Below are 24,106 nucleotides of genomic sequence, written 5' to 3'. Positions count from 1 at the left end.
TGAAAAAGCGCTGCGCTGCATCCGGGGCACGAGCGTTACGCGAACCGCTCCGTCGCCCACGCATACAGGCTGCCCGGGATCGGCTTTTCGCCGCCGCGGCCCTTGGGCGAGATGTGCAGGCCGATGATCTCGGGGTCGGTGACGAGGCCGAGATAGCTCGAGGGATCGAAGAACAGTTTTGGCTCGGCATGCACGGCGTAGAACGATTGCTTCGGCAGTGCGGCCTGTAGTTCACCGGTGCGGCGCGCGAGCGCGGTCAGCGCCGCCGGCCCGAAGATCGCGACGCGAATGTCCGAGAGACGGTTCGAGCCCCCGCGCAGGCGACGCATCATGAAGGTGATGCGATGGCGCACCGACAGCCAGTTCGGCGTCAGCTCCTCCTGCTCCATCAGCTCCTCGAAGGCGGCAACGATGCCGTGCTCCGCCGGCAGATAGATCACGGAATTGCCGAGCTGGCGCGGCCGCTCCCAGGCGAAGTAGGGTTTTGCCGGGTCGATCTCGACGGGTTTCAGGAGCAGCACGTCGGCATCGAGCCAGAGGCCGAGGTTCTTCGCCATCAGCTTCATGCGGAAGAAGTCGCTGAACTGCAGCGTGGTCCAGTCGCGCCAGCTTCCGTCCGGCTGCGGCGGTCGCAATCGTTCGGAGAACGCGTGCGGCAGGATCGCCTCGGCGTCCGCGTTCCCGATGCCCGCGGGCAGGCCGGGAATGGTGTCGAAACTGTAGACCGTGACCTTGTGGCCGGCAGCTAGCTGCGAGCGCAGACAGGTCTGGCGCAGTGCGTCCATCGGGCCGTGCCAGAAGGTGACGATGTCGGGCAGCATGCGCGTCAATTTAGGGGTTAATCGGGGCAAAGAAAAAGCCCCGGCGCTCGTCGCACCGGGGCTCGAACTGGAGCTCGATCTCAGGCCCAGGCGCGTTCGCGCTTGAGCTTGTCCTCGTAGGTGTCGATCGAGGCCTTCTTCTCCATCGTCAGGCCGATGTCGTCGAGGCCGTTGATCAGGCAGTGCTTGCGGAACGGGTCGATCTCGAACTTGACCTTGCCGCCGTCGGGGCCGCGGATCTCCTGGTTCGGCAGGTCGATCGTCAGCGTCGCGTTGGCGCCGCGCTCGGCGTCGTCGAACAGCTTGTCGAGGTCTTCCTGCGAGACGCGGATCGGCAGAATGCCGTTCTTGAAGCAGTTGTTGTAGAAGATGTCGCCGAACGAGGTCGAGATCACGCAGCGGATGCCGAAGTCGAGCAGCGCCCAGGGCGCATGCTCGCGGCTCGAGCCGCATCCGAAATTGTCGCCGGCGACCAGCACCTTCGAATTGCGATAGGCGGGCTGGTTGAGGACGAAATCCGGGTTCTCGCTGCCGTCGTCCTTGTAGCGCTGCTCGGAGAAGAGCCCCTTGCCAAGGCCGGTGCGCTTGATGGTCTTGAGGTACTGCTTCGGAATGATCATGTCGGTGTCGACATTGATGATCTTCAGCGGCGCCGCGACGCCTTCCAGCGTGGTGAACTTGTCCATTTCAGGCTTCCCGGTTTGACGTCAGGGGAAGGCTATTTAGCCCGGTTGGCACACAAATCCTAGGCCGGATTCGGCAGGCCTAAGGGGCGTAAATCGAGGTTCGTCATCAGCCTGACGGAGCCATGCGGTCAGGGGCAAAGCCGGTCGGCAGGCCGTCGATGCTCTTCATGTTCTTCAGACCCCAGTATTTTCGCAGATTGTTGACGCCCTGCGCCGTCCAGTAGCGCACGAGGCTGCCGCGCTCTTGCCGGTAGTCGAACAGCGGCACGCCCATACCGCACGATGTCTGCACGAGATCGACCGAGAGGCGCACGATCTGGCGCGCCCCCGCCATGTCCTCGAACCGAGGGGCGAGATCGGCGTACTCCGGCGTCCCGCGCATCAGTGATCGCCCCTGGCCATAGAGCCGCAGGATCACCGGATTGCCTTCGAAGGCGCAAAACATGATGGTCAGCCGCTTGTCATCAGATGCGATCAGGTGCGCGCGGGTCTCGCTGCCGCTGCCGGTGCAATCGAGGTAGGCGACGTCGCTCTCTCCCAATACCCGGAACGACGACAGGCCTTTGGGGGACACATTGATGCGCCCCTTCGGCGGGGCGCTGGCGACGAAGAAGATTTTTTGCCGCTCGATGAAAGCCCTGTGCTCGGGTTCGATCTTTGCGAATTGCCTGCCCATGCCACCCGTCCTTTCCGCAGCGCTGCCGCCGCGACAAAGACCTACCAGGTCTTATATACCCGTTTAAGAATGCATTTTATGCTGGTATAAAAACCACCATGAAAGGATCAGACCCGATCGCTCCGGCTCTCTCGCTCAGTGCGTTTTTGCGGGCGCTCCGGGAGCGCCAGTCTCCTGCAGAATTCGGCCTCGCCGCCGGAGCACGGCGGCGCACGCCCGGCCTCCGGCGCGAGGAGGTCGCTCAGCTCTGCGGATTGAGCGTCACCTGGTACACGTGGATCGAGCAGGGTCGCGATGTCTCCGTCTCGGCTTCGACACTTGCGCGCCTCGCACGCGGATTGCGCCTGTCACGAGCGGAGCGCAGCTACCTGTTCGAAGTTGGGGGCAAGCGCGATCCCGAGCGTCTCGGCCACAGGGATGATCCGCCTGAGGAGGTGCTGGCCTGCGTCGATGCGATCGATGGGCCGGCCTACATTCTCGATCGCACATGGGGCGCGCGTCGTTGGAATGCGAAAGCGTCCCGGTTGTTTGCCGGATGGCTCGATGCTGACGGCGAAAAAAATCTTCTGCGCTACATCTTCCTCAGGCCCGAGGCGCGAACACTGATCCTCGACTGGACCTCACGCGCGCAACGCGTCGTCGCAGAATTCCGAGCCGCTGTTACAGCCTATTCCGACGATCCGGACATTCGCCGGCTCGTCGAGGAACTGAGAGTTGGAAGCCCTGACTTCGAACGCTGCTGGGAGACGCAGGGGGTTCTGGCACGCGAAGGCGGCGAGCGTGCGTTCGATCATCCGACCATGGGACTGCTGCACTATCAGCAGGTGTCGCTGTCTCTCGCGGGCTGGTCCGACTATCGACTGACGATGCTTCTCGCTGCGCCAACCATCCGCAACCGATGACGTCCTACTCCGCCTGAGCCTCAATCGCCGCCATATCGTCGTCCGAGAGGCCGAAATGGTGTCCGATCTCGTGGATCAGGACGTGGCGGACGATGTGGCCGAGGCTCTCGTCGTGCTCGGCCCAGTAATCCAGGATCGGCCGGCGGTAGAGCCAGACCATGTTGGGCAGCCGCGCCACATCGCCCAGGCTCTGCTGGGGCAGGCCGACGCCCTGGAACAGGCCGAGCAGGTCGAACTCGCTCTCGCATTCCATCTCGTCCATGACTTCCTCGGTTGGGAAGTCGTCGACACGGAGGATCACGCCCTCACAGAGGCCGCGAAATTCCGCCGGCAGGCGCTCGAAGATGTCGTGCGCCGTCGCTTCCATCTCGGCCAGCGAGGGCGCTTTCAATTCCGTCCACATGGGCTTTTCTTAGCGCGGGTTCCGTGGCGATGCATCCGGCTTTATAGGAGGCTACGAAGAGTTGACGCCGCGCGCGAAAACGGGGAGCGTACGGCGCCTCAAGGGGATGGCTCAGGTGGGTGGTGGTGCGATGCGGGCAGGAACAGCAATACTGGTTCTACTTTGCATGGGGTTGTTTTCGCAATTTTGCGTCGGTGCTGAAGCCCAGACGGCCGGCGCCGGCGTCAGGCTGGCCCAGGCGGCCTCGCCAGACGACGTTCCCCCGCCGCGCAGGCGGCCGCCCGCCCGGCTGCGCGTCACGCCCTATTACGCTCCGGACGGCGTCTATCCGCGCTACAATCCGGGTCCCGACGCGGTGCGCGAGTGCAACGCCACCTATGTGCAGGAATATCGGCCGAGCGGCACGGTGATCGTGCCGCATATGAGCTGCTACTGGCGGCGGGGCTGACGCGCCTCAACGGCCGTGTGATGCCCGCATCTTGAGGGCGGAGTTCGTCATGACGAGATGGATTGCATTGGCCGTTGTCGCCGGGCTCGCAGCGGGTTTGCCTCGCGCTTCAACCGCGCAGAGTGTGACGAAGTCGGATGCCTCGGCCGGGACAGCGATTTTCGATGCGAGACGGCACGCAAGACACCATGACGTTGCGCGGCGCTCAGCGCCCCATGATCCGCATTATTACGCGCGACCCGTCTACTACCGTCCCTATCCCTACGGCGTGCCGGCGCCCTTCGTGTTCGGCTTCGGACCGTGGTGGTGACGCCACCGCGTTAACCCGCCGGCGCAAATCCCCTGACCAGCAGCACGGTTGCCTGCGCGCCCGCCTTGCGATCGCGCGAGATGTCTTCGTAGTCCGGTGAATTCGAGAAGGCGAGGAACGCGGCCTCGTCAGGAAACGACATCATAACGAGCTTGTCGAACGGCCATGGGCCTTCGATCACAGCGCGGCTGTTCGTCGGCGGCGAGCAGCCGTCCATTGTATTTTCTGAACACGTCGAAGAACCTCGCCTGATAGCGGTCATAGGCCGCGCGGTCCGTCATCTTCAGTTGCGCGATCGCGTAGACGGTCATCTCTCGAATTCCTCTTGTCGGCATCGCAATCGTATATGCGCCTGCGCTGCACGTCGCAGAAATGTCTTCATTCATGGGGCATTCACGTCGCTGTCCCTAATTTAATGTAGGGAGCGACTGTCAGTGAACAGGGATGACGCGGGCTGGCAGCGAGCGTCGCAACTCCGCTGTCCGGACTCAAGGAGGATTCCATGCTGAGGATACTGGGTCTCAGGGCAGGCCCCATGCGCTTGCTCGGGATTGCGGCTGCCACGACGCTGATGCTGTCGGCCGGGACCTCGCGTCGTGCTGAAGCGCTGAGCTTGATCAATCCGGCAACGTCACCCGCGACGAAGGCTGCGACCGACGACCTCGTCACCCAGGTTCGCCACGGCGGTGGCGGTGGCGGACATGGTGGCGGCTTTCATGGCGGCGGCGGTTTTCGTGGTGGTGGTTTCCACGGTGGCGGAGGACATATCGGCGGTTTCCGCGGCGGCGGCTTTCACGGCGGCCATATCGGCGGCTTCCGCGGCGGTGGCTTCCGCGCCGCGCCGGCCTTTCACGGTGGCGGCTATCGCTACGGCGGATTTCGCCATTATGGCGGTTATCATCGTTACGGGATCTATCGTCCCCATTACGGCTATCGCCACTTCCACCGGCGCTATTATTACGGCGGCTACTATCCCTACTACCACTATCCGCGCCGCTGCCGGGTGATCTGGACCTATTACGGCCCGCGCCGCGTCTGCCGCTGGCATCGCTGGCACTATCCGTACCGTTATTGGTAAACGCGATCGAAATGAAAAGGGCGCCTCGATGGCGCCCTTTGTTCGTGTGGCCTAGAGCCAATCCTTCAATTTCCACGACGCCGGCTTCCACCGCGTCAGGTTCTCGAGCTTCCACTGCTTGATCATCGCCGGCGGCCAGCGGCTGAGCTTCGAGGTCTCCTCGACCTCGGGCTTGGCGACGATGGGCAAGGGCGTCGCGCGCCGCCGGTGCTGGCGCGTCGCAGCGCTGATCAGATCGACATATTCAGGCTTGTTGGCCATGGCGCGCGTCCCCGCGAAACCGTCGCGAGGACGCAGTGTCGGCGATGCTGATTAACGGCCGTTTGCCGCTTTAGCTCAAATTGCAGGGAGCGGCTTACCGCCACTCCCTGACGTCGACGAAGTGACCCGCGATCGCGGCGGCTGCCGCCATCGCCGGCGACACCAGATGCGTGCGGCCCTTGAAGCCCTGGCGGCCCTCGAAGTTGCGGTTCGAGGTCGAGGCGCAGCGCTCTTCCGGAGCCAACTTGTCCGGGTTCATCGCGAGGCACATCGAGCAACCGGGCTCGCGCCATTCGAAGCCGGCCTTGATGAAGATCTTGTCCAGACCCTCGGCTTCGGCCTGCTCCTTCACGAGGCCGGAGCCCGGCACGACCATGGCGTTGACATGTGCTGAAACGGTCTTGCCTTCAGCAATCTTCGCCGCCGCGCGCAGATCCTCGATGCGGCCGTTGGTGCAGGAGCCGATGAAGATGCGGTCGAGCTTGATGTCGGTGATCTTGGTGCCCGCGGTCAGTCCCATGTACTTCAATGCGCGATGCTTGGAGAGGCGCTTGGCCTCTTCCTCGATCTTGTCCGGATCAGGCACGAAGCCGGTCACCGAGATGACGTCCTCGGGCGAGGTGCCCCAGGTCACGATCGGCGGCAGCTTGGCAGCGTCGAGGCGCAGCTCGTGGTCGAAATGCGCGCCGTCGTCGGAGCGCAGCTTCTCCCAATAGCGCATCGCCGCGTCCCAGTCCGCGCCCTTCGGCGCCTTCGGGCGGCCGCGCAGGAAGTCGAACGCCTTCTGGTCGGGCGCAACCAGGCCGGCGCGCGCGCCGCCCTCGATCGACATGTTGCAGACCGTCATGCGGCCTTCCATGCTGAGCGCGCGGATCGCATCGCCGGCGTATTCCAGCACGTAGCCGGTGCCGCCGGCAGTGCCGATCTCGCCGATGATGGCGAGGATGATGTCCTTGCCCGTCACGCCTTCAGGCAATTTGCCGTCGACGGTGACGCGCATGTTCTTCGCCTTCTTCTGGATCAGCGTCTGCGTCGCCAGCACGTGCTCGACCTCGGAGGTGCCGATGCCGTGCGCGAGCGCGCCGAACGCGCCATGCGTCGAGGTGTGGCTGTCACCGCAGACGATGGTGGTGCCGGGCAGGGTAAAGCCCTGCTCGGGGCCGATGACGTGGACGACACCCTGGCGCTTGTCGAACTCGTCGTAATATTCGATGCCGAATTCCTTGGCGTTCTCGGCCAGCGCCTTGATCTGCTCGATGCTCTCCGGATCGGGATTCGGCTTGGTGCGATCGGTGGTCGGCACGTTGTGGTCGACGACGGCGAGCGTCTTTTCCGGCGAGTGCACCTTGCGGCCGGTGGCGCGCAGACCCTCGAACGCCTGCGGCGAGGTCACCTCGTGCACCAGATGGCGGTCGATATAGAGCAGGCAGGTGCCGTCGTCGGCTTCGTGCACCAGATGGTCGTTCCAGATCTTGTCGTACAATGTGGTCGGCTTGGACATGAGCTTCAGCTCCAGGAATGTTGTGTGCGGATATGCGCGGTCACGCGCGGGCAACAAAATCGTCAGCGCAGCTTTTAGGCTGCGCGCGTAAGCTCTGACGTTGCCGAGGTCGCGAAGCGTCCGAAGAACCGGCCAGGCAGCCGCGAGCGATCGTCGATGACGATGCGCGTGACGGGGGCGAGGCTGGTCTGATCTGGAAACATTCCAAGAATATATAGCAGGCCGATTTGGAAGCGCGAGTGCTTTGACGCGCACGGCTGACGCAACAAAAAAGCGCGGGGTTTTGCCCCGCGCTCTCTAGAACTCGTCTGGTAGCGGTGCTTACTCGTTGACGGCCTTGGCGTGCTCAGTCTTCTCGACGATACGGGCCGACTTGCCGCGAAGGTTGCGGAGGTAATAGAGCTTGGCGCGACGGACCTTGCCGCGGCGCACCACCTTGATCGAGTCGATCATCGGGGAGAGCAGCGGGAACACGCGCTCGACTCCCTCGCCATAGGAGATCTTGCGAACGGTGAAGCTCTCGTTGAGGCCGCCGCCGGAACGGCCGATGCAGACGCCTTCATAGGCCTGCACGCGGGTACGGTCGCCTTCGACGACCTTCACGTTCACGATCACGGTGTCACCGGGACCGAATTCCGGAATCTCCTTGCTGGCGGAGAGCTTGTCGAATTGCTCTTTTTCGAGCTGTTGGATCAGGTTCATGGGTAAATCTCCATCGGCGCGCCCAGCCGCAGGACGGGGGCTGCGCGAAATTCGTTGATCCAGCTATTGCGGATGTGGCCGCTCCTATAAGGCAAGCTGGAGGGTTTGTCACCCGTCTGTCTTGTTTTTTGGCGTTTTTTGGCGTCCGGCCCGATTCGGGGCTTTGGCCGGGATTTGGGCCCATAAATCAGGCCGCCGGGCCGCGGTCAGGGCCTCGGATTGCGCCCGCCGCCAGGCTGCAACCTTGGCGTGGTCGCCGGAGGTCAGGGTTTCCGGGATCGGAGCCCCCTCGAACAGCTGCGGACGGGTGTATTGGGGGTATTCGAGGAGGCCCTCAGAGAAGCTTTCCTCGGTTCCCGAGGCCTCCTTGCCCATCACGCCGGGCAGGAGCCGGACGCAGGCGTCGATCAGGGCCAGTGCGGCGATTTCGCCCCCGGACAGCACGTAGTCGCCGATCGAGATCTCCTCCAGGCCCCGTCCGTCGATCACCCGCTGGTCCACCCCCTCGAACCGTCCGCAGACGATCAGGGGACCCGGACCCTCGGCCAGCTCCACCACCCGGGCCTGGGTCAATGGCCGACCCCTCGGGCTCATCAGCAGTTTCGGCCGGTCCGGGCTGATCTCGACGGCATCGATCGCCGCCGCCAGAACATCGGCCCGCAGCACCATGCCCGGTCCGCCGCCCGCGGGGGTGTCGTCGACGCTCCGATGCCGGTCGGTGGCAGAGGCCCGGATGTCGCGCGCCTCGAGCTCCCAGAGCCCGCCAGCCAGCGCCCGGCCGGCCAGGCTCACGCCGAGCGGCCCCGGAAACATCTCCGGAAACAGCGTCAGCACCGTCGCGCGCCAGGGTGAGGGGTTTGTCATCGGATCTCAGTTCTTGTCGTCCCGGACAAGCGAAGCGCAGATCCGGGACCCATAACCACCGCAGCCAGTTTTGCGATGGCTGGAGCCAGCAGCTTAGCCAAAAACCATGTCTCGTGGTTATGGGTCCCCGCTTTCGCGGGGACGACTCGGGGAGGGATCGTTGCCTTCGTCCTCACCCTCGACCTCCTGCGGCAGCGCGATCACGACGCGGCCGCCTGTGAGATCGACTTCCGGCACCACCGCGTTTGTGAACGGCAGCAGCAGCGTCGTGCCCTTTGCAGATCCTTTGGGCGGTGCGATCTCGATGATGTCGCCGGCGCCGAAATTGTGGATCGCGAGCACGCGGCCGAGCGCGTCGCCGTCGGTGGTGACGGCGGCGAGCCCGATCAGGTCGGTGTGGTAATATTCGTCCGCATCGGTCGCGGGCAGCTTTTCGCGCGCGACGTAGAGTTCGATGCCGTTGAGGCGCTCGGCCTCATCGCGGGTCGTGACGCCCTTGAACGTCGCGACCAGATGATCCTTCGCTTCGCGCGCCTGCGCGACCTCGAACTGGCGCTTGCCGTCCTTGGCGAGAAGCGGACCGTAGCGTTTGATGGCAAAGGGATCTTCGGTGAAGGTCCACAGCTTGACCGCACCGCGCACACCATGCGCGGCGCCGATCCGCGCGACGCAGACCAGCGCCGACATGATCTGACCTTACGCCTTCGCGGCGGCTTCGGCCTGCGCCTTGCGCTCCTTGCGCGGCACGGCCTTCTGCGGGTTGTTGCGCGCTTCGCGCTTCTTGACGCCGGCGGCGTCGAGGAAACGCGCCACGCGGTCCGACGGCTGCGCACCCTTGGCGACCCAGGCCTTCACCTTGTCCATGTCGAGCTTGAGGCGGGCCTCGTTGTCCTTCGGCAGCAGCGGGTTGAAATAACCGAGACGCTCGATGAAGCGGCCATCGCGGGGGAAGCGCGAATCGGCGACGACGACGTGATAGACGGGGCGCTTCTTGGTGCCTGCACGAGCGAGGCGGATAACGACGGACATTTAGTTCTCCTTCAAAGTACAGTTTGTTCGGTTGATTGGTATTCCGCGTTGCGCGAGATGCTGACGATCCCGTGCGACGAATTCCTCATTTCTTCTTGCCCGGAAAACCGCCGAGGCCCGGCAGCATTGGCTTGCCGCTCAGCCCGGTCAGTCCGGGAACGTTCGGCAGGCCGGTGCGCAGACCAGCCGGCAAATCTTTCGGCAGATTCGGAAGGCCACCGCCGCCGCTCTGCATCTTCTCCTGCAACGCCTTCATCTCTTCGGGCGAGGGCGGCTTCATGCCGCCGCCAAAGCCCATCGCCTGTGCGATGCCGGCGAGCGGGCCGCGCTTGCCCGAGCCCATGGCCTTCATCACGTCGGCCATGTTCCGGTGCATCTTGAGCAGCTTGTTGACCTGCTCGACGCTCTGGCCGCTTCCTGCGGCGATGCGCTTCTTGCGGCTGGCCTTGAGCAGGTCGGGATGACGGCGCTCGTCGCGCGTCATGGAATCGATCACCGCGACCTGGCGCTTCAGGATCTTGTCGTCGATGCCGGCGGCCGCGATCTGGTTCTTCATCTTGGCGATGCCTGGCATCATGCCCATCAGGCCGCTGATGCCGCCCATGTTGGCCATCTGCAACAGCTGCTCGCGCATGTCGTTGAGGTCGAACTGACCCTTGCGCATGCGCTCGGCAGTGCGCGCGGCCTTTTCGGCGTCGATGTTGGCGGCGGCACGTTCGACCAGCGAAACCACGTCGCCCATGCCGAGGATGCGGCCGGCGATACGATCGGGATGGAAATCTTCCAGCGCGTCGGTCTTTTCACCGGTGCCGATCAGCTTGATCGGCTTGCCGGTGACGGCGCGCATCGACAGCGCGGCGCCGCCGCGGCCGTCGCCGTCCACACGCGTCAGCACGATGCCGGTGAGGCCGACGCGCTGATCGAAGGCTCGCGCAAGATTGACGGCGTCCTGGCCGGTGAGGCTATCGGCGACCAACAGCACTTCATGCGGATTGGCGGCGGCTTTGATCGCCGCTGCTTCCGCCATCATGTCTTCGTCGAGCGTGGTGCGGCCGGCGGTGTCGAGCAGCACGATGTCGTAGCCGCCGAGCTTGCCAGCCTCCATCGCGCGCTTCGCGATCTGCGGCGGCTGCTGGCCTGCAACGATTGGGAGCGTCGGAATGTCGAGGTCGCGGCCGAGCACGGCCAGCTGCTCCATCGCCGCCGGGCGATAGACGTCGAGCGAAGCCATCAGCACCTTGCGCTTGTCGCGCTGGACCAGGCGGCGGGCGAGCTTTGCAGTGGTGGTGGTTTTACCGGAGCCTTGCAGACCGACCATCATGATCGGCACCGGCGGCACGGAATTGACGTCGATGGTCTGGCTTTCGGCGCCGAGCGTGTTGATCAGCTCGTCATGGACGATCTTGACCACCATCTGGCCGGGCGTGACCGACTTGACGACGGTGGCGCCGATCGCCTGCTCGCGGACGCGTTCGGTGAAGCTTCGCACCACCTCTAGCGCGACGTCGGCCTCCAGCAGCGCGCGACGCACCTCGCGCATCGCGGCGTCGACGTCCTTTTCGGTCAGCGCACCGCGCCCCGTCAGACGATCGAGAATGCCACCAAGCCGTTCCGACAGACTGTCGAACAATGCCGTTGTCCTTTGTCCTGCTCGCGCAGGGTTGCCGCGTTCACCACCGTCATGCCCCGGCTTGACCGGGGCATCCAGTACGCCGCGGCACCTCGGTTCAGCCGAGCGGCCTCTGGGATACTGGATCGCCCGATCAAGTCGGGCGATGACCACTTTCTTGGCAAGCGATCTTCCAAACACCTTTACGCCCGAGGGCGCATAGCGCTGTCGGGCGTTGACCTCTGGCCTCCAGGGCCAGTCGGCGGGTCGAAAAGAAAGCCTTTCCGAGAAAGTGGCGGGGTTAAACGCCGCTCCCGCCCAAAAGTCAAGGAAAGTTAGGGTGCCGGAGTGCCTTTGCTAGGGCAAGGCTCTGAAAATACGGAACTTTTTGTGGCCGGTTCCTTTTCGCAGGGCTTCGCCCATATAGAAGCCGATGACTGATCTCCGTTACCATCCCTGAAGCCGCTTGTGCCGATCACTCGCCGCCGCGTTTTCGGACTGTTTGCCGGTGGTGCCCCGCTGGTCGGTGTCTCGTCCCTCTGGATGTCCCGCATGAAAACCTATGACGGTCCCGTCTCCGATCATTTCGACGGCCTGCACTTCTTCGATCCCGACGGGGCGCCGCCGAGATCGCTTGGCGAAGTGTTCCGCTGGCAGTTCGGGGGCAGCCGGAAGCGCGAGACCTGGCCCGAGTGGGTGACGAACTCTCACGCCGACACGCCGCCGGCCCGCGTCGACGGCGACAAGGTGCGGCTCTCTTTCGTCGGCCATGCCAGCTGGCTGATCCAGGCCGCCGGCCTCAACATCCTCGTCGATCCCGTCTGGTCGACGCGGGTCTCGCCGGTGGGGTGGGCCGGACCGAAACGGCACAACGATCCCGGTATTGCCTTCGACAAGCTGCCGAAGATCGACGTCGTGCTGGTCTCGCACGGACACTACGATCATCTCGACGTCGCGACGCTGTCGCGGCTCGCCAAGAATTTTGCGCCGCGCGTGGTCACCCCGCTCGGCAACGACGTGACGATGCGCAGTTCCGATTCCACCATCAAGGCGGAGGCGTTCGACTGGTACGACCGCGTCGAGCTCGGCGGCGGCATCGCCGTGACGCTGGTGCCGACCCGGCACTGGTCGGCGCGCGGCATGTTCGATCGCAACAAGGCGCTGTGGGCGAGTTTCGTGCTGGAGACGCCGGCGGGGAAAATCTACGTCGTCTGCGATTCCGGTTATGGCGACGGCGGGCACTTTCGCCGCGTCGCCGAGAAGCACGGGAAGCTGCGTCTGGCGATCCTTCCGATCGGCGCCTACGAGCCGCGCTGGTTCATGCGCGACCAGCACATGAATCCGGAAGACGCCGTGAAGGCGCTGGCCGATTGCGGCGCGCAAGCCGCGCTCGGGCATCATCACGGCACGTTCCAGCTGACGGATGAAGCGATCGACGCGCCGGCGAAGGCGCTGGTCGAAGCGCTCGATGCCGCGAAGATTCCGCAGGAGCGGTTCGTGGCGATGCGGCCGGGGCAGGTGGTGGAGATTTAGCGGAGACTCAGCGTCAATCTCCGCTGTCGTCCCGGCCTTCGCGGGGACGACAGCTGTATTTGCAGCAGGCAGTGTGACTCTTACGAAGCCTGCTATTGCTCTTTGGGCTTGATCGCCCAGCTCACATTCACCGTCACCGACAGCGTTTCCTCGCCCGGCGCTACTGCCGCGGGCGCCGCCATCGGCGCGGTCGCCATTCTTGCCTTGAACAGCGGCACCGGAGCGCCGCCTTCGGACACGCTGAGCGGCGCGCCGAGCGTGACGCCGGTGGCCTTGGCGTAGATCTCGGCCTTGCGGCGGGCGTCCACGACCGCCTGTTCGCGGGCATCGTCGAGCAGCTTTGAGGCCTGCGTCACCTCGAAGGAGATGTTGCCGATGTCGTTGGCGCCGGCGCCGACCAGCGTGTCGATGATGCCGGCGACCTTGGTCACGTCGCGGATCTTCACGGTGATGCGGTTAGAGGCGCGGAAGCCGACCACGGGCGAGGCGCCGGTGGATTTGTTCTGGCCGTATTGCGGCTGCAAGGACAGGCGCGAGGTCTGATAGTCCTTCTCGGCGATACCGGCGCCCTTCAGCGCCAGCAGCACCTTGCCCATCGCGGCGTTGTTGGCGTCGGAGGCTTCCTTCGCCGACTTGGCGTCGTTGGCGACGCCGGCATCGATCTGCGCGAGATCGGGTGCCGCGGAGATCGTGGCTTCGCCGCTCACCGTGATGGCGGATGGAAAATCGTCGGCAAGCGCGGGCGTTGCCAACAGCGTGGCGGCGACAGCGGCGGCAAAAGACGTAAAAAGGACGGCAGGCTTCTTCATCTCTCTCACTTCAATGGCACGAACACGTTGATCACGAGCTTGTCCTCCGCCGTCTTCAGGGGATCGGTGAGGTACTCCTCGACAAAGGTGTCCTTGGCTTCCAGCTTCTTGTCGTCGAGGTGATTGGTGATCGCCTCATAGGTGTTGTCCATGTTGTCGTAGGAGCCGCGATGGACGAATTTCAATGCCTTGCCTTCCGGCGATTTGCCGATGCTCATGTCCTTGGGCAGGTTCTTCGGGTCCTGCTCGACCGGGATCTCGGCCAGGAAGGTGAAGCCGGTGTCGTCGGTCGAGGTGTAGACGATCATCGAATTGCCGGCGGGCTTGATGCCCTGCTTGTCCAGCAGCGTGTTCAGCGCCTTGAAGGCGTCGATCAGCGTGTCGAAGGCCGAATCCCAATTGGCGGTGCCCTTGACCATCACGACCTTCTTCGGCTCGAGCGTGGTCTCCAGGCCAAAGGGATCGGCGGTCTGCACCGGGGCAGGCGTCGCGGCCGCAGCGGGCGGTGGGGCCGCCGGAGCGGGTGAGGGCGAAGCGCTGGCCGCAGGCGAGGGCGCCGGAGAGGGTGCCGCCGCGGGCGCAGGTGCGGTACTTGCGGCCGGGGAGGGCGAGGCCGACGGAGCCGGCGACGGGCTGGCCGACGCGGCTGGCGCCGGGCTCGGGGTCTGCGCCGGAGCGCCGGGCACGCCAAACGACATGGTCGCTGCCGGGATCAGCGCGAGCAGTGCGAGGCGACAAAAACGATTCATTCTATTCTCCCCAAGGGCTTATCCGCCAAGGCCTTACGTCCTCAAGGCTTTGAGCCGGCCGCGCGTCCCGGATCGCGCGAACCGCGCCGTTCTAACACGCGAGTGCCGAATTCGTCCCATGACAGATGCGTCATGGCCATGGCGGCAAATCACTGGCCAAGCCACCAAGGATCGCCATATAAGGCAGGCGAAATTCGGGACATTTCATGAGCGCTCTGGCCAACCACGCATTTGCCAAGATGAACGGCATCGGCAACGAGATCGTCGTTGTCGACATGCGTGATACCGCCGCGCCGGTGACGCCGGACGACGCCCGCGCGGTCGCGTCCGCGCCGGGCGGCGTGCCCTACGACCAGCTCATGGTGCTCCGGAAGCCGCGGTTCGACGGCACCGAGGCTTTCATCAGCATCTACAACAATGACGGCTCCGAGGCCGGCGCCTGTGGCAACGGCATGCGCTGCGTGGTGCGGCGCATCTTCGAGAAGACCGGGCAGACCACGGCAACGTTCGAGACCGCCGCGGGCTTGCTCAATTGCTGGCAGGGCCCAGCACCCGATCTCTACACCGTCGATATGGGCGCGCCGAAATTCGGCTGGCAGGACATTCCGCTGGCGGAAGAGTTTCGCGACACCCGCTACATCGAATTGCAGATCGGGCCGATCGACAATCCGATCCTGCATTCGCCCTCGGTGGCGAGCATGGGCAATCCGCATGCGATCTTCTGGGTCGAGGACGTCAACGCCTACGATCTCGAGCGCTTCGGTCCGCTGCTGGAAAATCACCCGATCTTCCCCGAGCGCGCCAACATCACGCTCGCCCATATCGTCGATCCCCAGCACATCACGATCCGTACCTGGGAGCGTGGCGCGGGCCTGACCAGAGCTTGCGGCTCGGCGGCCTGCGCGACCGCGGTTGCTGCCGCGCGGCTGAAGCGCACCGAGCGCAATGTCGAGATCACGCTGCCCGGCGGCAAGCTCGGGATCGAATGGCGCGAAAGCGACGACCACGTCCTGATGACGGGCCCCGCGACCTTCGAATACGAGGGCTCCTTCGATCCGGCGCTGTTCGCGCCGGTCGGCTGATGGCCGTCGACATCGTCACCTTCGGCTGCCGCCTCAACGCCTTCGAGGCCGAGCTGATCCGCCGCGAGGCCGAGGGCGCGGGCCTTTCCGACACCATCGTCATCAACAGCTGCGCCGTCACCAACGAAGCGGTGGCGCAGGCGCGCCAGTCGATCCGTAAATTGAAGCGCGAACGGCCGGGTGCGCGCATCGTCGTCACCGGCTGTGCGGCGCAGACGCAGAGCCGGATGTTCGCAGACATGGCCGAGGTCGATCGCGTCCTCGGCAATGACGACAAGATGCGCAGCGAAGCCTGGCGCGATGCGCGTACCGCGTTCGATCTCGGTGCGAGCGAAAAAATCGCCGTCAGCGACATCATGGCGGTGAAGCAGATGGCGCCGCATCTGATCGACGGCTTTGCGAGTGGCCTGCCGCGGGTGTTCGTGCAGGTGCAGAACGGCTGCGACCATCGCTGTACGTTCTGCATCATCCCCTACGGCCGGGGCAATTCACGCTCGGTGCCGATGGGCGCGGTGGTCGATCAGGTGCGGGCGCTTGTCGCGCGCGGCCATGCCGAGATCGTGCTGACCGGTGTGGACCTCACCAGCTATGGCGCCGACCTGCCGGGTGCACCGAGGCTCGGCATGCTGACGAAGCAGATCTTGCGGCATGTGCCGGAGCTGAAGCGCCTGCGCATCTCCTCGATCGATTCGATCGAGGCCGATGCCGATCTGTTGGATGCCATCGGCGACGATGCGCGCCTGATGCCGCATCTGCACCTGTCGCTGCAATCCGGCGACGACATGATTTTGAAGCGCATGAAACGACGGCATTCGCGCCACGACGCGATCGCGTTCTGCGACCAGGTCCGCCGCCTGCGCCCGGACATCGCCTTCGGCGCCGACATCATCGCGGGCTTTCCGACCGAGACCGAGGAGATGTTTTCGCGCTCGCTGGATCTCGTGGAGGAGTGCGGCCTGACGTTCCTGCACGTCTTCCCGTATTCGCCACGCCCCGGCACGCCGGCCGCGCGGATGCCGCAGGTGGCAGGCGGTGCGATCAAGGAGCGCGCGAAACGGCTGCGCGCGGCGGGCGAAGCGGCACTACGACGGCGGCTGCAAGAGGAAGTGGGTATGACGCGCGACGTGCTGATCGAGAGCGACAGCCAGGGCCGCACGGAGCACTATCTGCCGATGGCGATCGCGGGCGAACGTGTTGGTCGTGTGGTGCCGCTGATGATTGCCGGCAGCGATGGCGAGCGGTTGACCGTATAGGCAGTGTCGTCGCCCGGCTTGACCGGGCGACCCAGTACGCCGCGGCTCCTCGGTTCTATCGCTGCCGTCTCTGGAATACTGGATTGCCCGCTTTCGCGGGCAATGACGGCGGAGTGTGTGATGAGCAGCGGGCCTACAACGCCCGCACCTGCCAGAATCGCAGCGTCCGCCGCGCGTTCTCCGACGTCATTCGCGCGTAATTGCTTTTCGCCCTCGCGATATCAGCGGGTTTCATCGCGCCGGTGGCAAAGCGACTCTCGAGCACGGCGGCTGTGGTTTCCCAGCTGAGCTGGGCCGCCTTGCACGGCACCAGCAGGCCGTCCTCGCGCAGGCTCTGCATCAGCGGACGGATCACCTCGATGGTCGATCCGGACAGTGCCGCCAGGGCAGCCACGGCTTCCTCGTAGCGCCGCTGCGTGGCGAAGCCGAGCAGCGTCGCTTCGGTCAGTTGGCCAGTCGCCTTGAGATTTGCGATGGCCCGCTTGGCGCCTTCGAAATCGCGCACGACCGACATCTCGCGCTCGACACCGACGGTCACGGCGGCGATCGCGCCCTGGATCTCCTCGAACAGATGCGGCGGTGCGCGCGACAGCAGCCGGGTGCGCACGGCATCCGTCGCAGAACGCAGCAACCGGCGGCGCAAGTCGGACGGCAGGTCGACGCGAACGCCGACGCTCACGGCGAGCTCGGGATCGGCCTCGGCCTGCCCGACGATGACGGCAAATCCGTTTCCGGAAACGCGCGCGCCGGGATTGGCGGCAAGCCGCCGGCTGACGCTGGGATAGCGCCGCGCCAGCAGCGCATCGGTGACGATCTCCTTCAGCCACCAGCGCCCGGCGACCGCGAGCAGATGCGGCTCGCCCTTGCTGGAGGCGATCTTCACCAGTTCGCCATCGTCGAGGCGCGCGGATTCCTGGAGCACGGGTCCGGCGATGCGAATCTCGTCATTATTGGCGAGGCGGCGGATCACGGAGGGCGGCGCCTGCGCGATCGGCGCAAGCTGCGCACTGATCTCGGCCAGCGCTACGCGTGCGCCCATGTCGGCGATGGCGCGCAGCTCGATGGTGCCGATCAGGCGCTCGAGCACGTCGTCGAACAGTGCGATCTGCTCGTTATCAAAACTTCCGGCGGAGGAGAGGAACAGATCGGTGACGCGGCGGGCCGTTTCCAGGCCCTTTTCCGCCGAGCCGAGCCGAATCGCGGATTCGACTTCATCGATGATCGAAAACTCGGCCGTGGACATGACGCGTTGCTCGTCCTGAGCGGATGACGGAAGCTTGTTCTAAGCAATCGCAATCATTAGAGACGAGCACTGAACGTTTCGTAAACCACGCACCCGGGGCGGCGCTATTCCCCGTTCCACCCGCATGCGCGGAGCTTCTCGTGCATGTGGGGCGGGGCCGGCGCCACCACGCGGATCGGCTCCTTGTTCCGGGAGATCGGCACCACGATCTCGCGGGAATGCAGGTGCAGCCGCGGCTCGCCGAAGCGCGGGCCGTTGCCGTAAATGTTATCGCCGAAGATCGGCCAGCCGGTCGCGGCCGAATGCACCCGCAATTGATGGGTTCGGCCGGTCACCGGTTCCATGGCGAGCCAGGTCAGCCCGTCGCCTCGGCCCATCACCTTCCAATTTGTGATCGCCTTCTGGCCCTCGGGATCGGGTTTCTGCCACCAGCCGCGCTCGGCATTGAGCCGGCCGAGCGGCATGTCGATGGTGCCTTCGTCTTCGGCAGGGCCGCCCTCGACCACGGTCCAGTAGGTCTTGCCGATCTTGCCGTGCTTGAAGAGGAGGCCGAGCGAGGCGGTCGCCTTGCGATGGCGGCCGAGCACGAGGCAACCGGAGGTGTCCTTGTCCAGCCGGTGGGCCAGCACCGGCGGCCGCGGCAGGCCGAAACGAAGCGCGTCGAACGACGTTTCCAGATTGGCCCCGCCCTTGGGGCCGCGATGCACCGGCAGGCCGGCGGGCTTGTCGATGACCAACATCAGCCCGTCGCGATGGAGCACGCGCGCCAGGATCTCGTCGGCGGTCAATTCGGGAACATCGAGCAATTGCAAGACTTTCGGTCAACACTTTCGTTTAACAGCGGGAACGGCTAACACACCAGTGCGGTGGATTTGGCATTCGCTCAGCGCTAGCCGCGAAACGCGAAGCGAATGCCAAATCCAGGGCCGCACTGGCAACAATATTTTCTCGTGCCGCTCTTCAATTTGAAGTTCCTAACCGGACTTGCGGCAAGAGAGTAGGAACTTCAAATCGGCGGCACGAGCACCATGAACGATACCACGTCAGATCCCCCCAAGCTGAGCTGGTGGCGCCGCCTGTCCAACGGGCTGAAGCGCACCTCGTCCTCGCTCGGGACCGCGGTCGCCGACCTCGTCACCAAGCGCAAGCTCGACCGCGCCATGCTCGACGACATCGAGGACGTGCTGCTGCGTGCCGACCTCGGCACGTCGGTCGCGGTGCGGATCGCGGACGCCGTCGGCACGGGGCGCTACGACAAGGCGATCTCGGCGGACGAGGTCAAGGACGTCGTCGCCACCGAGGTCGAGAAGGTGCTGGCGCCGGTGGCAAAGCCGCTCGAGATCGATCCGGCCAAGAAGCCGTTCGTCATCCTCGTCGTCGGGGTCAACGGCTCCGGCAAGACCACGACCATCGGAAAACTCTCGCAAAAATTCGCATCCGAAGGCCGCAAGGTGATGCTGGCCGCCGGCGACACGTTTCGCGCCGCCGCCATCGAGCAGCTCAAGGTCTGGGGCGAGCGCACCAGGACGCCGGTCATCGCGGGCACGCAGGGCTCGGATTCGGCAAGCCTCGCCTTCAACGCGCTGACGGCGGCGAAGGAGCAGGCCATCGACGTGCTCCTGATCGACACCGCCGGCCGCCTGCAGAACAAGGCCGAGCTGATGAACGAGCTCGAAAAGGTCGTGCGCGTGATCCGCAAGGTGGATGACACTGCGCCGCATGCCGTGCTGCTTGTGCTGGACGCGACTGTCGGTCAGAACGCGCTGTCGCAGGTCGAGGCCTTCCAGCGCACGGCGGGAGTCACCGGCCTCGTGATGACGAAGCTCGACGGCACCGCGCGCGGCGGCATTCTGGTGGCGCTCGCGGAGAAATTCAAACTGCCGGTGCATTTCATCGGCGTCGGCGAAGGCGTCGACGATCTCGCGCCGTTCACCGCGCGCGATTTCGCCCGCGCGATCGCCGGAATCGAAAGCTGAGAATGGACAAGACCCAGCCGCATCCGCTGTTCAAGCTCGCGACCGAGCTCGGTCCGCTGCTCGTGTTCTTCTTCGTGAATGCGAAGTTCAATCTGTTCGCCGCGACCGGCGCCTTCATGGTCGCGATCGTGGCGGCGATGATCGCGTCCTATGTGGTGACGCGCCATATCCCGATCATGGCGATCGTGACAGGCGTGATCGTGCTGGTGTTCGGCACGCTGACGCTGGTGCTGCACGACGAGACCTTCATCAAGGTCAAGCCGACCATCATCTACGGCCTGTTCGCGGCGATCCTCGGCGGCGGGTTGTTGTTCGGTCGCTCCTTCATCGCCGTGATGTTCGACCAGATGTTCAACCTGACGCCGCAGGGCTGGCGCATCCTCACGCTGCGCTGGGCGCTGTTCTTCGCCGGCATGGCGGTGCTCAACGAAATCGTCTGGCGCACCCAGAGCACGGATTTCTGGGTGAATTTCAAGGTGTTCGGCGTCACGCCGATCACGATGATCTTCGCGATTGCCCAGATGCCGCTGACCAAGCGCTATGGCGTCGAGCCGGCGTCGCTGGAAGCGAGCGAGGCGGATGCGGGGGATGTAAGGAAGGGGTGACGGTCTCTCAACCCGTCATTGCGAGCTGAGACCAGCCACACACTCAACTGTCATCGCCCGACTTGATCGGGCGATCCAGTATTCCAGAGACAGCAGTGAGATACGGAGAGGCCGCGGCGTACTGGATGCCCCGCCTTCGCGGGGCATGACAGCGGTGTGTGGGGCGACGCCTTCGTTTGCACGAGAGCGGAGCTAGCTCCCCGCCTTCAACGCCTTCTCCATCTGCGGCAACAACACGGTCCGCAGATTGTCCGGCGTGATCGGTCCCACCAGCTTGTAGACGATGGTGCCTTCGCGCCCGACGACGAACGTCTCCGGCACGCCATAGACGCCCCATTCGATCGAGGCGCGGCCGTTGGCGTCCACGCCGACGCGGCCGAACGGGTTGCCGTAGCGGCCGAGGAAACGGCGCGCATTGTCGGCCGCGTCCTTGTAGTTGATGCCGACGAGCTGGAAACGCTTGTCCTTGGCGAGCTCGGTCAGGAGCGGCGCCTCGTCATGGCAGGGCACGCACCAGGACGCCCAGACATTGACCAGGCTGACCTTGCCTTTGAACGCGGCGGGATCGAGGCCCGGCACCTGCGAATTGTCGGCCTGCAATCCCTCGAGCGGCGGCAGCGCGGTCTGCGGCGCCGGCCGCCCGATCAGCGCGGAAGGAATCCGCGAGGGATCGCCGCTGCCGAGCCGGAACCAGAACAGCAGCGCCAGGGCGATGAAGGCGATCAGCGGCAGCACCATCAGGAAGGTGCGGCGCTGCGGCGGAGCGGAAGTCGGTTGATCGCTCATGATTGATCGCTCACGGTGTGTCCGTTGCGCCGCGCCCGGAGCGGCGCGTGACGCCGCTGCGGTCGAGCTCGCGCAGGCGCTCGGTCTGGCTGCGATAGTCGAGCACGATCCAGCCGATCAGGATCATGACGACGAGCGCGGCCGCGGCGTAGGACGTCACGATGAAGGACGCGTAGGGACCAAGTGACATCGTCATGCGGCCCTCTGGCTCGCTTGCATCATCTGCAAGGAGCGGACGCGGCGGCGCAAGATCTCGTTGCGCATCGCCGCCAGCTGCAACGTGACGAACAGCAGCGTGAACGCGATGGCCATCAGCAGCAGCGGGATCAGGAACGATTTGTCGAGCGTCGAGCCGCCCATGCGCATCACCGACGCCGGCTGGTGCAGCGTGTTCCACCAATCGACCGAGAATTTGATGATGGGCAGGTTGATCGCGCCGACAAGCGTCAGCACCGCGGCCGCGCGTGCCGCGCGCGAGGGATCCTCGACCGCGCGCCAAAGCGCCATCAGGCCGAGATACATCAGGAAGAGGATCAGCACCGAGGTCAGCCGCGCGTCCCATTCCCAATAGGTGCCCCACATCGGCCGGCCCCACAGCGATCCCGTGAGCAGCGCGAGGAAGGTGAAGGCGGCGCCGATCGGCGCGGCGGCTTTCGCGGCGACGTCGGCGAGCGGATGCCGCCACACCAGCGTGCCCAATGAGGCGATGCTCATCACGCCCCAGACGAACATCGACAGCCAGGCGTTGGGCACGTGGATGAACATGATCTTCACCGTCGCGCCCTGCTGGTAGTCGTCGGGCGCAAGCGCAGACTGGTAGAGGCCGATGGTGAGCAGGATGACGGTCGCGGCCACAAGCCACGGCAGCACCCGCGCCGTCAGCGCGAGGAACCGTGTCGGATTGGCGAGGTCGATCAGCGTCATGGTATTCTGATAATCACAGGTCGGCACTCACGCAATCAGCATAAAAGCGCGCAGCGAAAGTTGATCGGGGTCAAGGGCAATCCGGCCCATTTCAATCGAGACCATGGCGCAGGCTCGCGGCCGCCGCGAAGGGGCCGATTACCAGGCTGACCAGCGACAGCGCGCACAGGATCGAGAACGGTGCGCCGAACGTCACGGGACCGACGATCACGGCCTGCGAGGCCGCGACGCCGAAAATCAGCACCGGGATCGACAGCGGCAGCACCAGCACGGCCATCAACAGTCCGCCCCGGTGCAGCGTCACCGCCAGCGCGGCGCCGATCATGCCGGTGAAGGTCAGCGCCGGCGTACCGGCCAGGAGCGTCAGCGCCACCGCGCCGGTCGCGACCATGTCGAGGTTGAGCAGCAGGCCGAGCACCGGGGTTGCGACAATCAGCGGCAGGCCGGCAGCGAGCCAATGCGCCAGCGCCTTGGCGGCGCAGGCGAGTTCCAGCGGCGTCCGGCTCATCGTGATCAGGTCGAGCGAGCCGTCCTCGTGGTCGGCCATGAACAGCCGGTCCAGGGTGAGCAGGCTCGCCAGCAGCGCGCCGAGCCACAGGATCGCCGGCCCCAGCCGCGACAGCAGCGCCAGATCCGGCCCCACCGCGAACGGCATCAGCACGACCACGGTCAGGAAGAACAGCACGCCGATCAGCGCCCCACCGCCGACGCGGAGCGCGATCCGGATGTCCCGGCGAATGAGCGCGGACAGGGCGGTCATGGGGCGGCTCCGACGGCGAGGCGGCCATGAGAGCCCAACTTGTGCCCCAAGCAAACTGCGCTCCCTCCCCCCTTGCGGGGGAGGGCGGGGGAGAGGGGTCGCCCCGGGAGAGATGCTTTTGAAGGGCTGACGGCGAGCAACAGAGCGCTCGCCTCCCGAGCGCTAGAACCGAATCGCCCTACCGTGCCGCACCCCTCTCCCTGACCCTCCCCCGCAAGGGGGGAGGGAACGGAGAGAGCCGGGCTCGGCCGCTTGGAAAACTGAGGGTCCATCGGAATCATGCGGCACCCCCAATCCGCAGCTCCCGCGAATCGATCCCCAGCGGCGCATGGGTCGCCGCGATGATCAGGCCGCCGCGGGCGAGGTGATCGCGCATCAGGCCCTCGAACATGTCCTGGCCGGCCACGTCCAGCGCCGTGGTCGGCTCGTCGAGCAGCCAGACCGGGCGGCGCACGGTCAGCAGCCGGGCCAGTGACAGGCGGCGGCGCTGGCCGGCGGACAGGAAGGCGGCCGGCAAATGGGTGGCATGGTCGAGCCCGACGGTGGCGAGGCTCTTGGCGGCTTCAAAACGCTCGCCGCCCAGAAAATCAGCCCAGAATGACAGGTTTTCCGCCACGCTCAGCGCCGGCTTCAGGGCGTCACGATGGCCGAGATAGTGGCACTGCTCCGGCAGCGTCAGCTCTGCATCGCCGCCGTCGATTGCGATTGTCCCGCCGGCCGGAATCAGCAGGCCTGCGATCAGCCGCAGCAGCGAGGTCTTGCCCGAGCCGTTGCGGCCGACGACCGCCACGGCCTCGCCGGCGACAGCCTCGAAATCGAGCCCGGAAAACACCTCGCGGCCGCCGCGCACGCAGACGACCCCGCGTCCGGACAGCTGCATCTTGCCTTGGTCCAATCCGCTCAAAGCCTGGCCTCAGGAAATCTTGGGGTAGCGCATGGGAATTTTTGGCTCGCGGATTGCTGCGGCACGATTGTGGCTGTGGCGGCGCGGTTAGAAAGCTTCTATAAGCCCGGAACTACTTGATGCAGCAACTCAACCTGCCCCTGCAAGCGAACCAGCCGGACTCGCTGACGGTGTTAAAATACCCCTTGCCGG

At 65.1% G+C, this 24,106-nt stretch carries 29 protein-coding genes and 1 pseudogene; 9 read left to right on the top strand and 21 right to left on the bottom strand.

Annotated features, from left to right (window positions below; all coding sequences use genetic code 11):
- Nucleotides 1-35: 35 nt before the first annotated feature.
- The 3 genes from AC5ZFO_RS32355 to AC5ZFO_RS32345 all read right to left on the bottom strand — a co-directional run bounded on the left by AC5ZFO_RS32355 (nucleotide 36) and on the right by AC5ZFO_RS32345 (nucleotide 2,183).
- The gene (locus AC5ZFO_RS32355) at nucleotides 36-821 is read right to left on the bottom strand and encodes a glycosyltransferase family 32 protein (protein ID WP_282524225.1); all 786 of its coding nucleotides are present in this window, start codon (nucleotides 819-821) and stop codon (nucleotides 36-38) included.
- 80 nt (nucleotides 822-901) lie between these two features.
- Entirely contained in the window at nucleotides 902-1,507 is a 606-nt protein-coding gene (gene leuD / locus AC5ZFO_RS32350; protein ID WP_028174900.1) for a 3-isopropylmalate dehydratase small subunit, read from the bottom strand.
- Nucleotides 1,508-1,613: 106 nt separating this feature from the next.
- Entirely contained in the window at nucleotides 1,614-2,183 is a 570-nt protein-coding gene (locus AC5ZFO_RS32345) for a pyridoxamine 5'-phosphate oxidase family protein (RefSeq protein WP_282524150.1), read from the bottom strand.
- Between the two features lie 98 nt (nucleotides 2,184-2,281).
- Between AC5ZFO_RS32345 and AC5ZFO_RS32340 the strand changes: the two genes are divergently transcribed.
- Entirely contained in the window at nucleotides 2,282-3,085 is an 804-nt protein-coding gene (locus tag AC5ZFO_RS32340) for a helix-turn-helix transcriptional regulator (protein ID WP_282524226.1), read from the top strand.
- A gap of 4 nt (nucleotides 3,086-3,089) precedes the next feature.
- On the opposite strand, the gene AC5ZFO_RS32335 is transcribed toward AC5ZFO_RS32340, so the two are convergent.
- Nucleotides 3,090-3,488: a metallopeptidase family protein gene (locus AC5ZFO_RS32335; protein ID WP_071908668.1), complete on the bottom strand. Its 399-nt coding sequence runs from the start codon at nucleotides 3,486-3,488 to the stop codon at nucleotides 3,090-3,092.
- Nucleotides 3,489-3,654: 166 nt separating this feature from the next.
- Here AC5ZFO_RS32335 and AC5ZFO_RS32330 point away from each other — a divergent pair, with 166 nt between their 5' ends.
- Both AC5ZFO_RS32330 and AC5ZFO_RS32325 read left to right on the top strand, forming a co-directional pair.
- Entirely contained in the window at nucleotides 3,655-3,936 is a 282-nt protein-coding gene (locus AC5ZFO_RS32330) for a hypothetical protein (RefSeq protein ID WP_014490658.1), read from the top strand.
- Nucleotides 3,937-3,985: 49 nt separating this feature from the next.
- Nucleotides 3,986-4,246 (top strand): hypothetical protein, encoded by a 261-nt coding sequence (locus tag AC5ZFO_RS32325; protein WP_282524151.1) that lies wholly within the window; start codon nucleotides 3,986-3,988, stop codon nucleotides 4,244-4,246.
- A 10-nt stretch (nucleotides 4,247-4,256) separates the two neighbouring features.
- Here the strand turns inward: AC5ZFO_RS32325 and AC5ZFO_RS32320 are convergent.
- Nucleotides 4,257-4,557 (bottom strand): annotated as a pseudogene (locus AC5ZFO_RS32320) (DUF1330 domain-containing protein).
- Nucleotides 4,558-4,748: 191 nt separating this feature from the next.
- On the opposite strand from AC5ZFO_RS32320, the gene AC5ZFO_RS32315 reads away from it, so the two are divergent.
- Nucleotides 4,749-5,324, top strand: a complete 576-nt coding sequence (locus AC5ZFO_RS32315) for a hypothetical protein (protein WP_282524152.1) — start codon at nucleotides 4,749-4,751, stop codon at nucleotides 5,322-5,324.
- Between the two features lie 51 nt (nucleotides 5,325-5,375).
- Here the strand turns inward: AC5ZFO_RS32315 and AC5ZFO_RS32310 are convergent, their stop codons facing one another.
- From AC5ZFO_RS32310 to ffh, 7 genes are all read right to left on the bottom strand, one after another.
- Nucleotides 5,376-5,585, bottom strand: a complete 210-nt coding sequence (locus tag AC5ZFO_RS32310) for a hypothetical protein (RefSeq protein ID WP_282524153.1) — start codon at nucleotides 5,583-5,585, stop codon at nucleotides 5,376-5,378.
- 94 nt (nucleotides 5,586-5,679) lie between these two features.
- A complete protein-coding gene (gene leuC / locus AC5ZFO_RS32305; RefSeq protein ID WP_282524154.1) occupies nucleotides 5,680-7,086 on the bottom strand; it encodes a 3-isopropylmalate dehydratase large subunit in 1,407 nt (468 codons plus the stop codon).
- A 321-nt stretch (nucleotides 7,087-7,407) separates the two neighbouring features.
- On the bottom strand, nucleotides 7,408-7,788 hold the full coding sequence (gene rplS, locus AC5ZFO_RS32300; protein WP_063980390.1) for a 50S ribosomal protein L19: 381 nt from the start codon (nucleotides 7,786-7,788) through the stop codon (nucleotides 7,408-7,410).
- A gap of 108 nt (nucleotides 7,789-7,896) precedes the next feature.
- A complete protein-coding gene (gene trmD, locus AC5ZFO_RS32295) occupies nucleotides 7,897-8,652 on the bottom strand; it encodes a tRNA (guanosine(37)-N1)-methyltransferase TrmD (RefSeq protein ID WP_282524155.1) in 756 nt (251 codons plus the stop codon).
- A gap of 117 nt (nucleotides 8,653-8,769) precedes the next feature.
- Nucleotides 8,770-9,339, bottom strand: coding sequence for a ribosome maturation factor RimM (gene rimM, locus AC5ZFO_RS32290; RefSeq protein ID WP_282524156.1), 570 nt, complete (start codon nucleotides 9,337-9,339; stop codon nucleotides 8,770-8,772).
- Between the two features lie 9 nt (nucleotides 9,340-9,348).
- On the bottom strand, nucleotides 9,349-9,681 hold the full coding sequence (gene rpsP / locus AC5ZFO_RS32285; protein WP_014490649.1) for a 30S ribosomal protein S16: 333 nt from the start codon (nucleotides 9,679-9,681) through the stop codon (nucleotides 9,349-9,351).
- Between the two features lie 85 nt (nucleotides 9,682-9,766).
- Nucleotides 9,767-11,311, bottom strand: a complete 1,545-nt coding sequence (gene ffh / locus AC5ZFO_RS32280) for a signal recognition particle protein (protein WP_282524157.1) — start codon at nucleotides 11,309-11,311, stop codon at nucleotides 9,767-9,769.
- Nucleotides 11,312-11,758: 447 nt separating this feature from the next.
- On the opposite strand from ffh, the gene AC5ZFO_RS32275 reads away from it, so the two are divergent.
- Nucleotides 11,759-12,823, top strand: coding sequence for an MBL fold metallo-hydrolase (locus AC5ZFO_RS32275; protein WP_282524158.1), 1,065 nt, complete (start codon nucleotides 11,759-11,761; stop codon nucleotides 12,821-12,823).
- Nucleotides 12,824-12,915: 92 nt separating this feature from the next.
- Here AC5ZFO_RS32275 and AC5ZFO_RS32270 read toward each other — a convergent pair whose 3' ends face one another.
- Together AC5ZFO_RS32270 and AC5ZFO_RS32265 are read right to left on the bottom strand one after the other, a co-directional pair.
- Nucleotides 12,916-13,632 (bottom strand): SIMPL domain-containing protein, encoded by a 717-nt coding sequence (locus AC5ZFO_RS32270; RefSeq protein ID WP_282524159.1) that lies wholly within the window; start codon nucleotides 13,630-13,632, stop codon nucleotides 12,916-12,918.
- Between the two features lie 5 nt (nucleotides 13,633-13,637).
- On the bottom strand, nucleotides 13,638-14,381 hold the full coding sequence (locus AC5ZFO_RS32265) for a GyrI-like domain-containing protein (RefSeq protein WP_282524160.1): 744 nt from the start codon (nucleotides 14,379-14,381) through the stop codon (nucleotides 13,638-13,640).
- 206 nt (nucleotides 14,382-14,587) lie between these two features.
- On the opposite strand from AC5ZFO_RS32265, the gene dapF reads away from it, so the two are divergent.
- Both dapF and mtaB read left to right on the top strand, forming a co-directional pair.
- Nucleotides 14,588-15,463, top strand: a complete 876-nt coding sequence (gene dapF, locus AC5ZFO_RS32260; RefSeq protein ID WP_282524161.1) for a diaminopimelate epimerase — start codon at nucleotides 14,588-14,590, stop codon at nucleotides 15,461-15,463.
- On the top strand, nucleotides 15,463-16,716 hold the full coding sequence (mtaB, locus tag AC5ZFO_RS32255) for a tRNA (N(6)-L-threonylcarbamoyladenosine(37)-C(2))-methylthiotransferase MtaB (protein WP_282524162.1): 1,254 nt from the start codon (nucleotides 15,463-15,465) through the stop codon (nucleotides 16,714-16,716). Before dapF ends, mtaB begins: the two co-directional genes overlap by 1 nt.
- Before the next feature lie 133 nt (nucleotides 16,717-16,849).
- On the opposite strand, the gene AC5ZFO_RS32250 is transcribed toward mtaB, so the two are convergent.
- On the bottom strand, nucleotides 16,850-17,959 hold the full coding sequence (locus AC5ZFO_RS32250; protein ID WP_282524163.1) for a DUF2336 domain-containing protein: 1,110 nt from the start codon (nucleotides 17,957-17,959) through the stop codon (nucleotides 16,850-16,852).
- Nucleotides 17,960-18,063: 104 nt separating this feature from the next.
- On the bottom strand, nucleotides 18,064-18,765 hold the full coding sequence (locus AC5ZFO_RS32245; protein WP_028150500.1) for an RluA family pseudouridine synthase: 702 nt from the start codon (nucleotides 18,763-18,765) through the stop codon (nucleotides 18,064-18,066).
- Nucleotides 18,766-18,987: 222 nt separating this feature from the next.
- Between AC5ZFO_RS32245 and ftsY the strand changes: the two genes are divergently transcribed.
- Together ftsY and AC5ZFO_RS32235 are read left to right on the top strand one after the other, a co-directional pair.
- Nucleotides 18,988-19,935, top strand: a complete 948-nt coding sequence (gene ftsY / locus AC5ZFO_RS32240; RefSeq protein ID WP_282524164.1) for a signal recognition particle-docking protein FtsY — start codon at nucleotides 18,988-18,990, stop codon at nucleotides 19,933-19,935.
- A 2-nt stretch (nucleotides 19,936-19,937) separates the two neighbouring features.
- A complete protein-coding gene (locus tag AC5ZFO_RS32235) occupies nucleotides 19,938-20,540 on the top strand; it encodes a septation protein A (protein WP_282524165.1) in 603 nt (200 codons plus the stop codon).
- A 192-nt stretch (nucleotides 20,541-20,732) separates the two neighbouring features.
- Here AC5ZFO_RS32235 and AC5ZFO_RS32230 read toward each other — a convergent pair whose 3' ends face one another.
- The 5 genes from AC5ZFO_RS32230 to ccmA form a co-directional block, all read right to left on the bottom strand.
- Entirely contained in the window at nucleotides 20,733-21,326 is a 594-nt protein-coding gene (locus AC5ZFO_RS32230; RefSeq protein WP_282524166.1) for a DsbE family thiol:disulfide interchange protein, read from the bottom strand.
- Between the two features lie 10 nt (nucleotides 21,327-21,336).
- The gene (gene ccmD, locus AC5ZFO_RS32225) at nucleotides 21,337-21,522 is read right to left on the bottom strand and encodes a heme exporter protein CcmD (RefSeq protein ID WP_282524167.1); all 186 of its coding nucleotides are present in this window, start codon (nucleotides 21,520-21,522) and stop codon (nucleotides 21,337-21,339) included.
- Nucleotides 21,519-22,250, bottom strand: coding sequence for a heme ABC transporter permease (locus tag AC5ZFO_RS32220; protein WP_282524168.1), 732 nt, complete (start codon nucleotides 22,248-22,250; stop codon nucleotides 21,519-21,521). Before AC5ZFO_RS32220 ends, ccmD begins: the two co-directional genes overlap by 4 nt.
- A 91-nt stretch (nucleotides 22,251-22,341) precedes the next feature.
- Nucleotides 22,342-23,010: a heme exporter protein CcmB gene (gene ccmB, locus AC5ZFO_RS32215; RefSeq protein WP_282524169.1), complete on the bottom strand. Its 669-nt coding sequence runs from the start codon at nucleotides 23,008-23,010 to the stop codon at nucleotides 22,342-22,344.
- 277 nt (nucleotides 23,011-23,287) lie between these two features.
- Nucleotides 23,288-23,890: a heme ABC exporter ATP-binding protein CcmA gene (gene ccmA, locus AC5ZFO_RS32210; protein WP_282524170.1), complete on the bottom strand. Its 603-nt coding sequence runs from the start codon at nucleotides 23,888-23,890 to the stop codon at nucleotides 23,288-23,290.
- Nucleotides 23,891-24,106: the final 216 nt, after the last annotated feature.

Source organism: Bradyrhizobium sp. Unk1, assembly GCF_059512345.1.
Note: the sequence above shows the minus strand (reverse complement) of the source record. Positions and strands in the feature narration are given on the sequence as shown.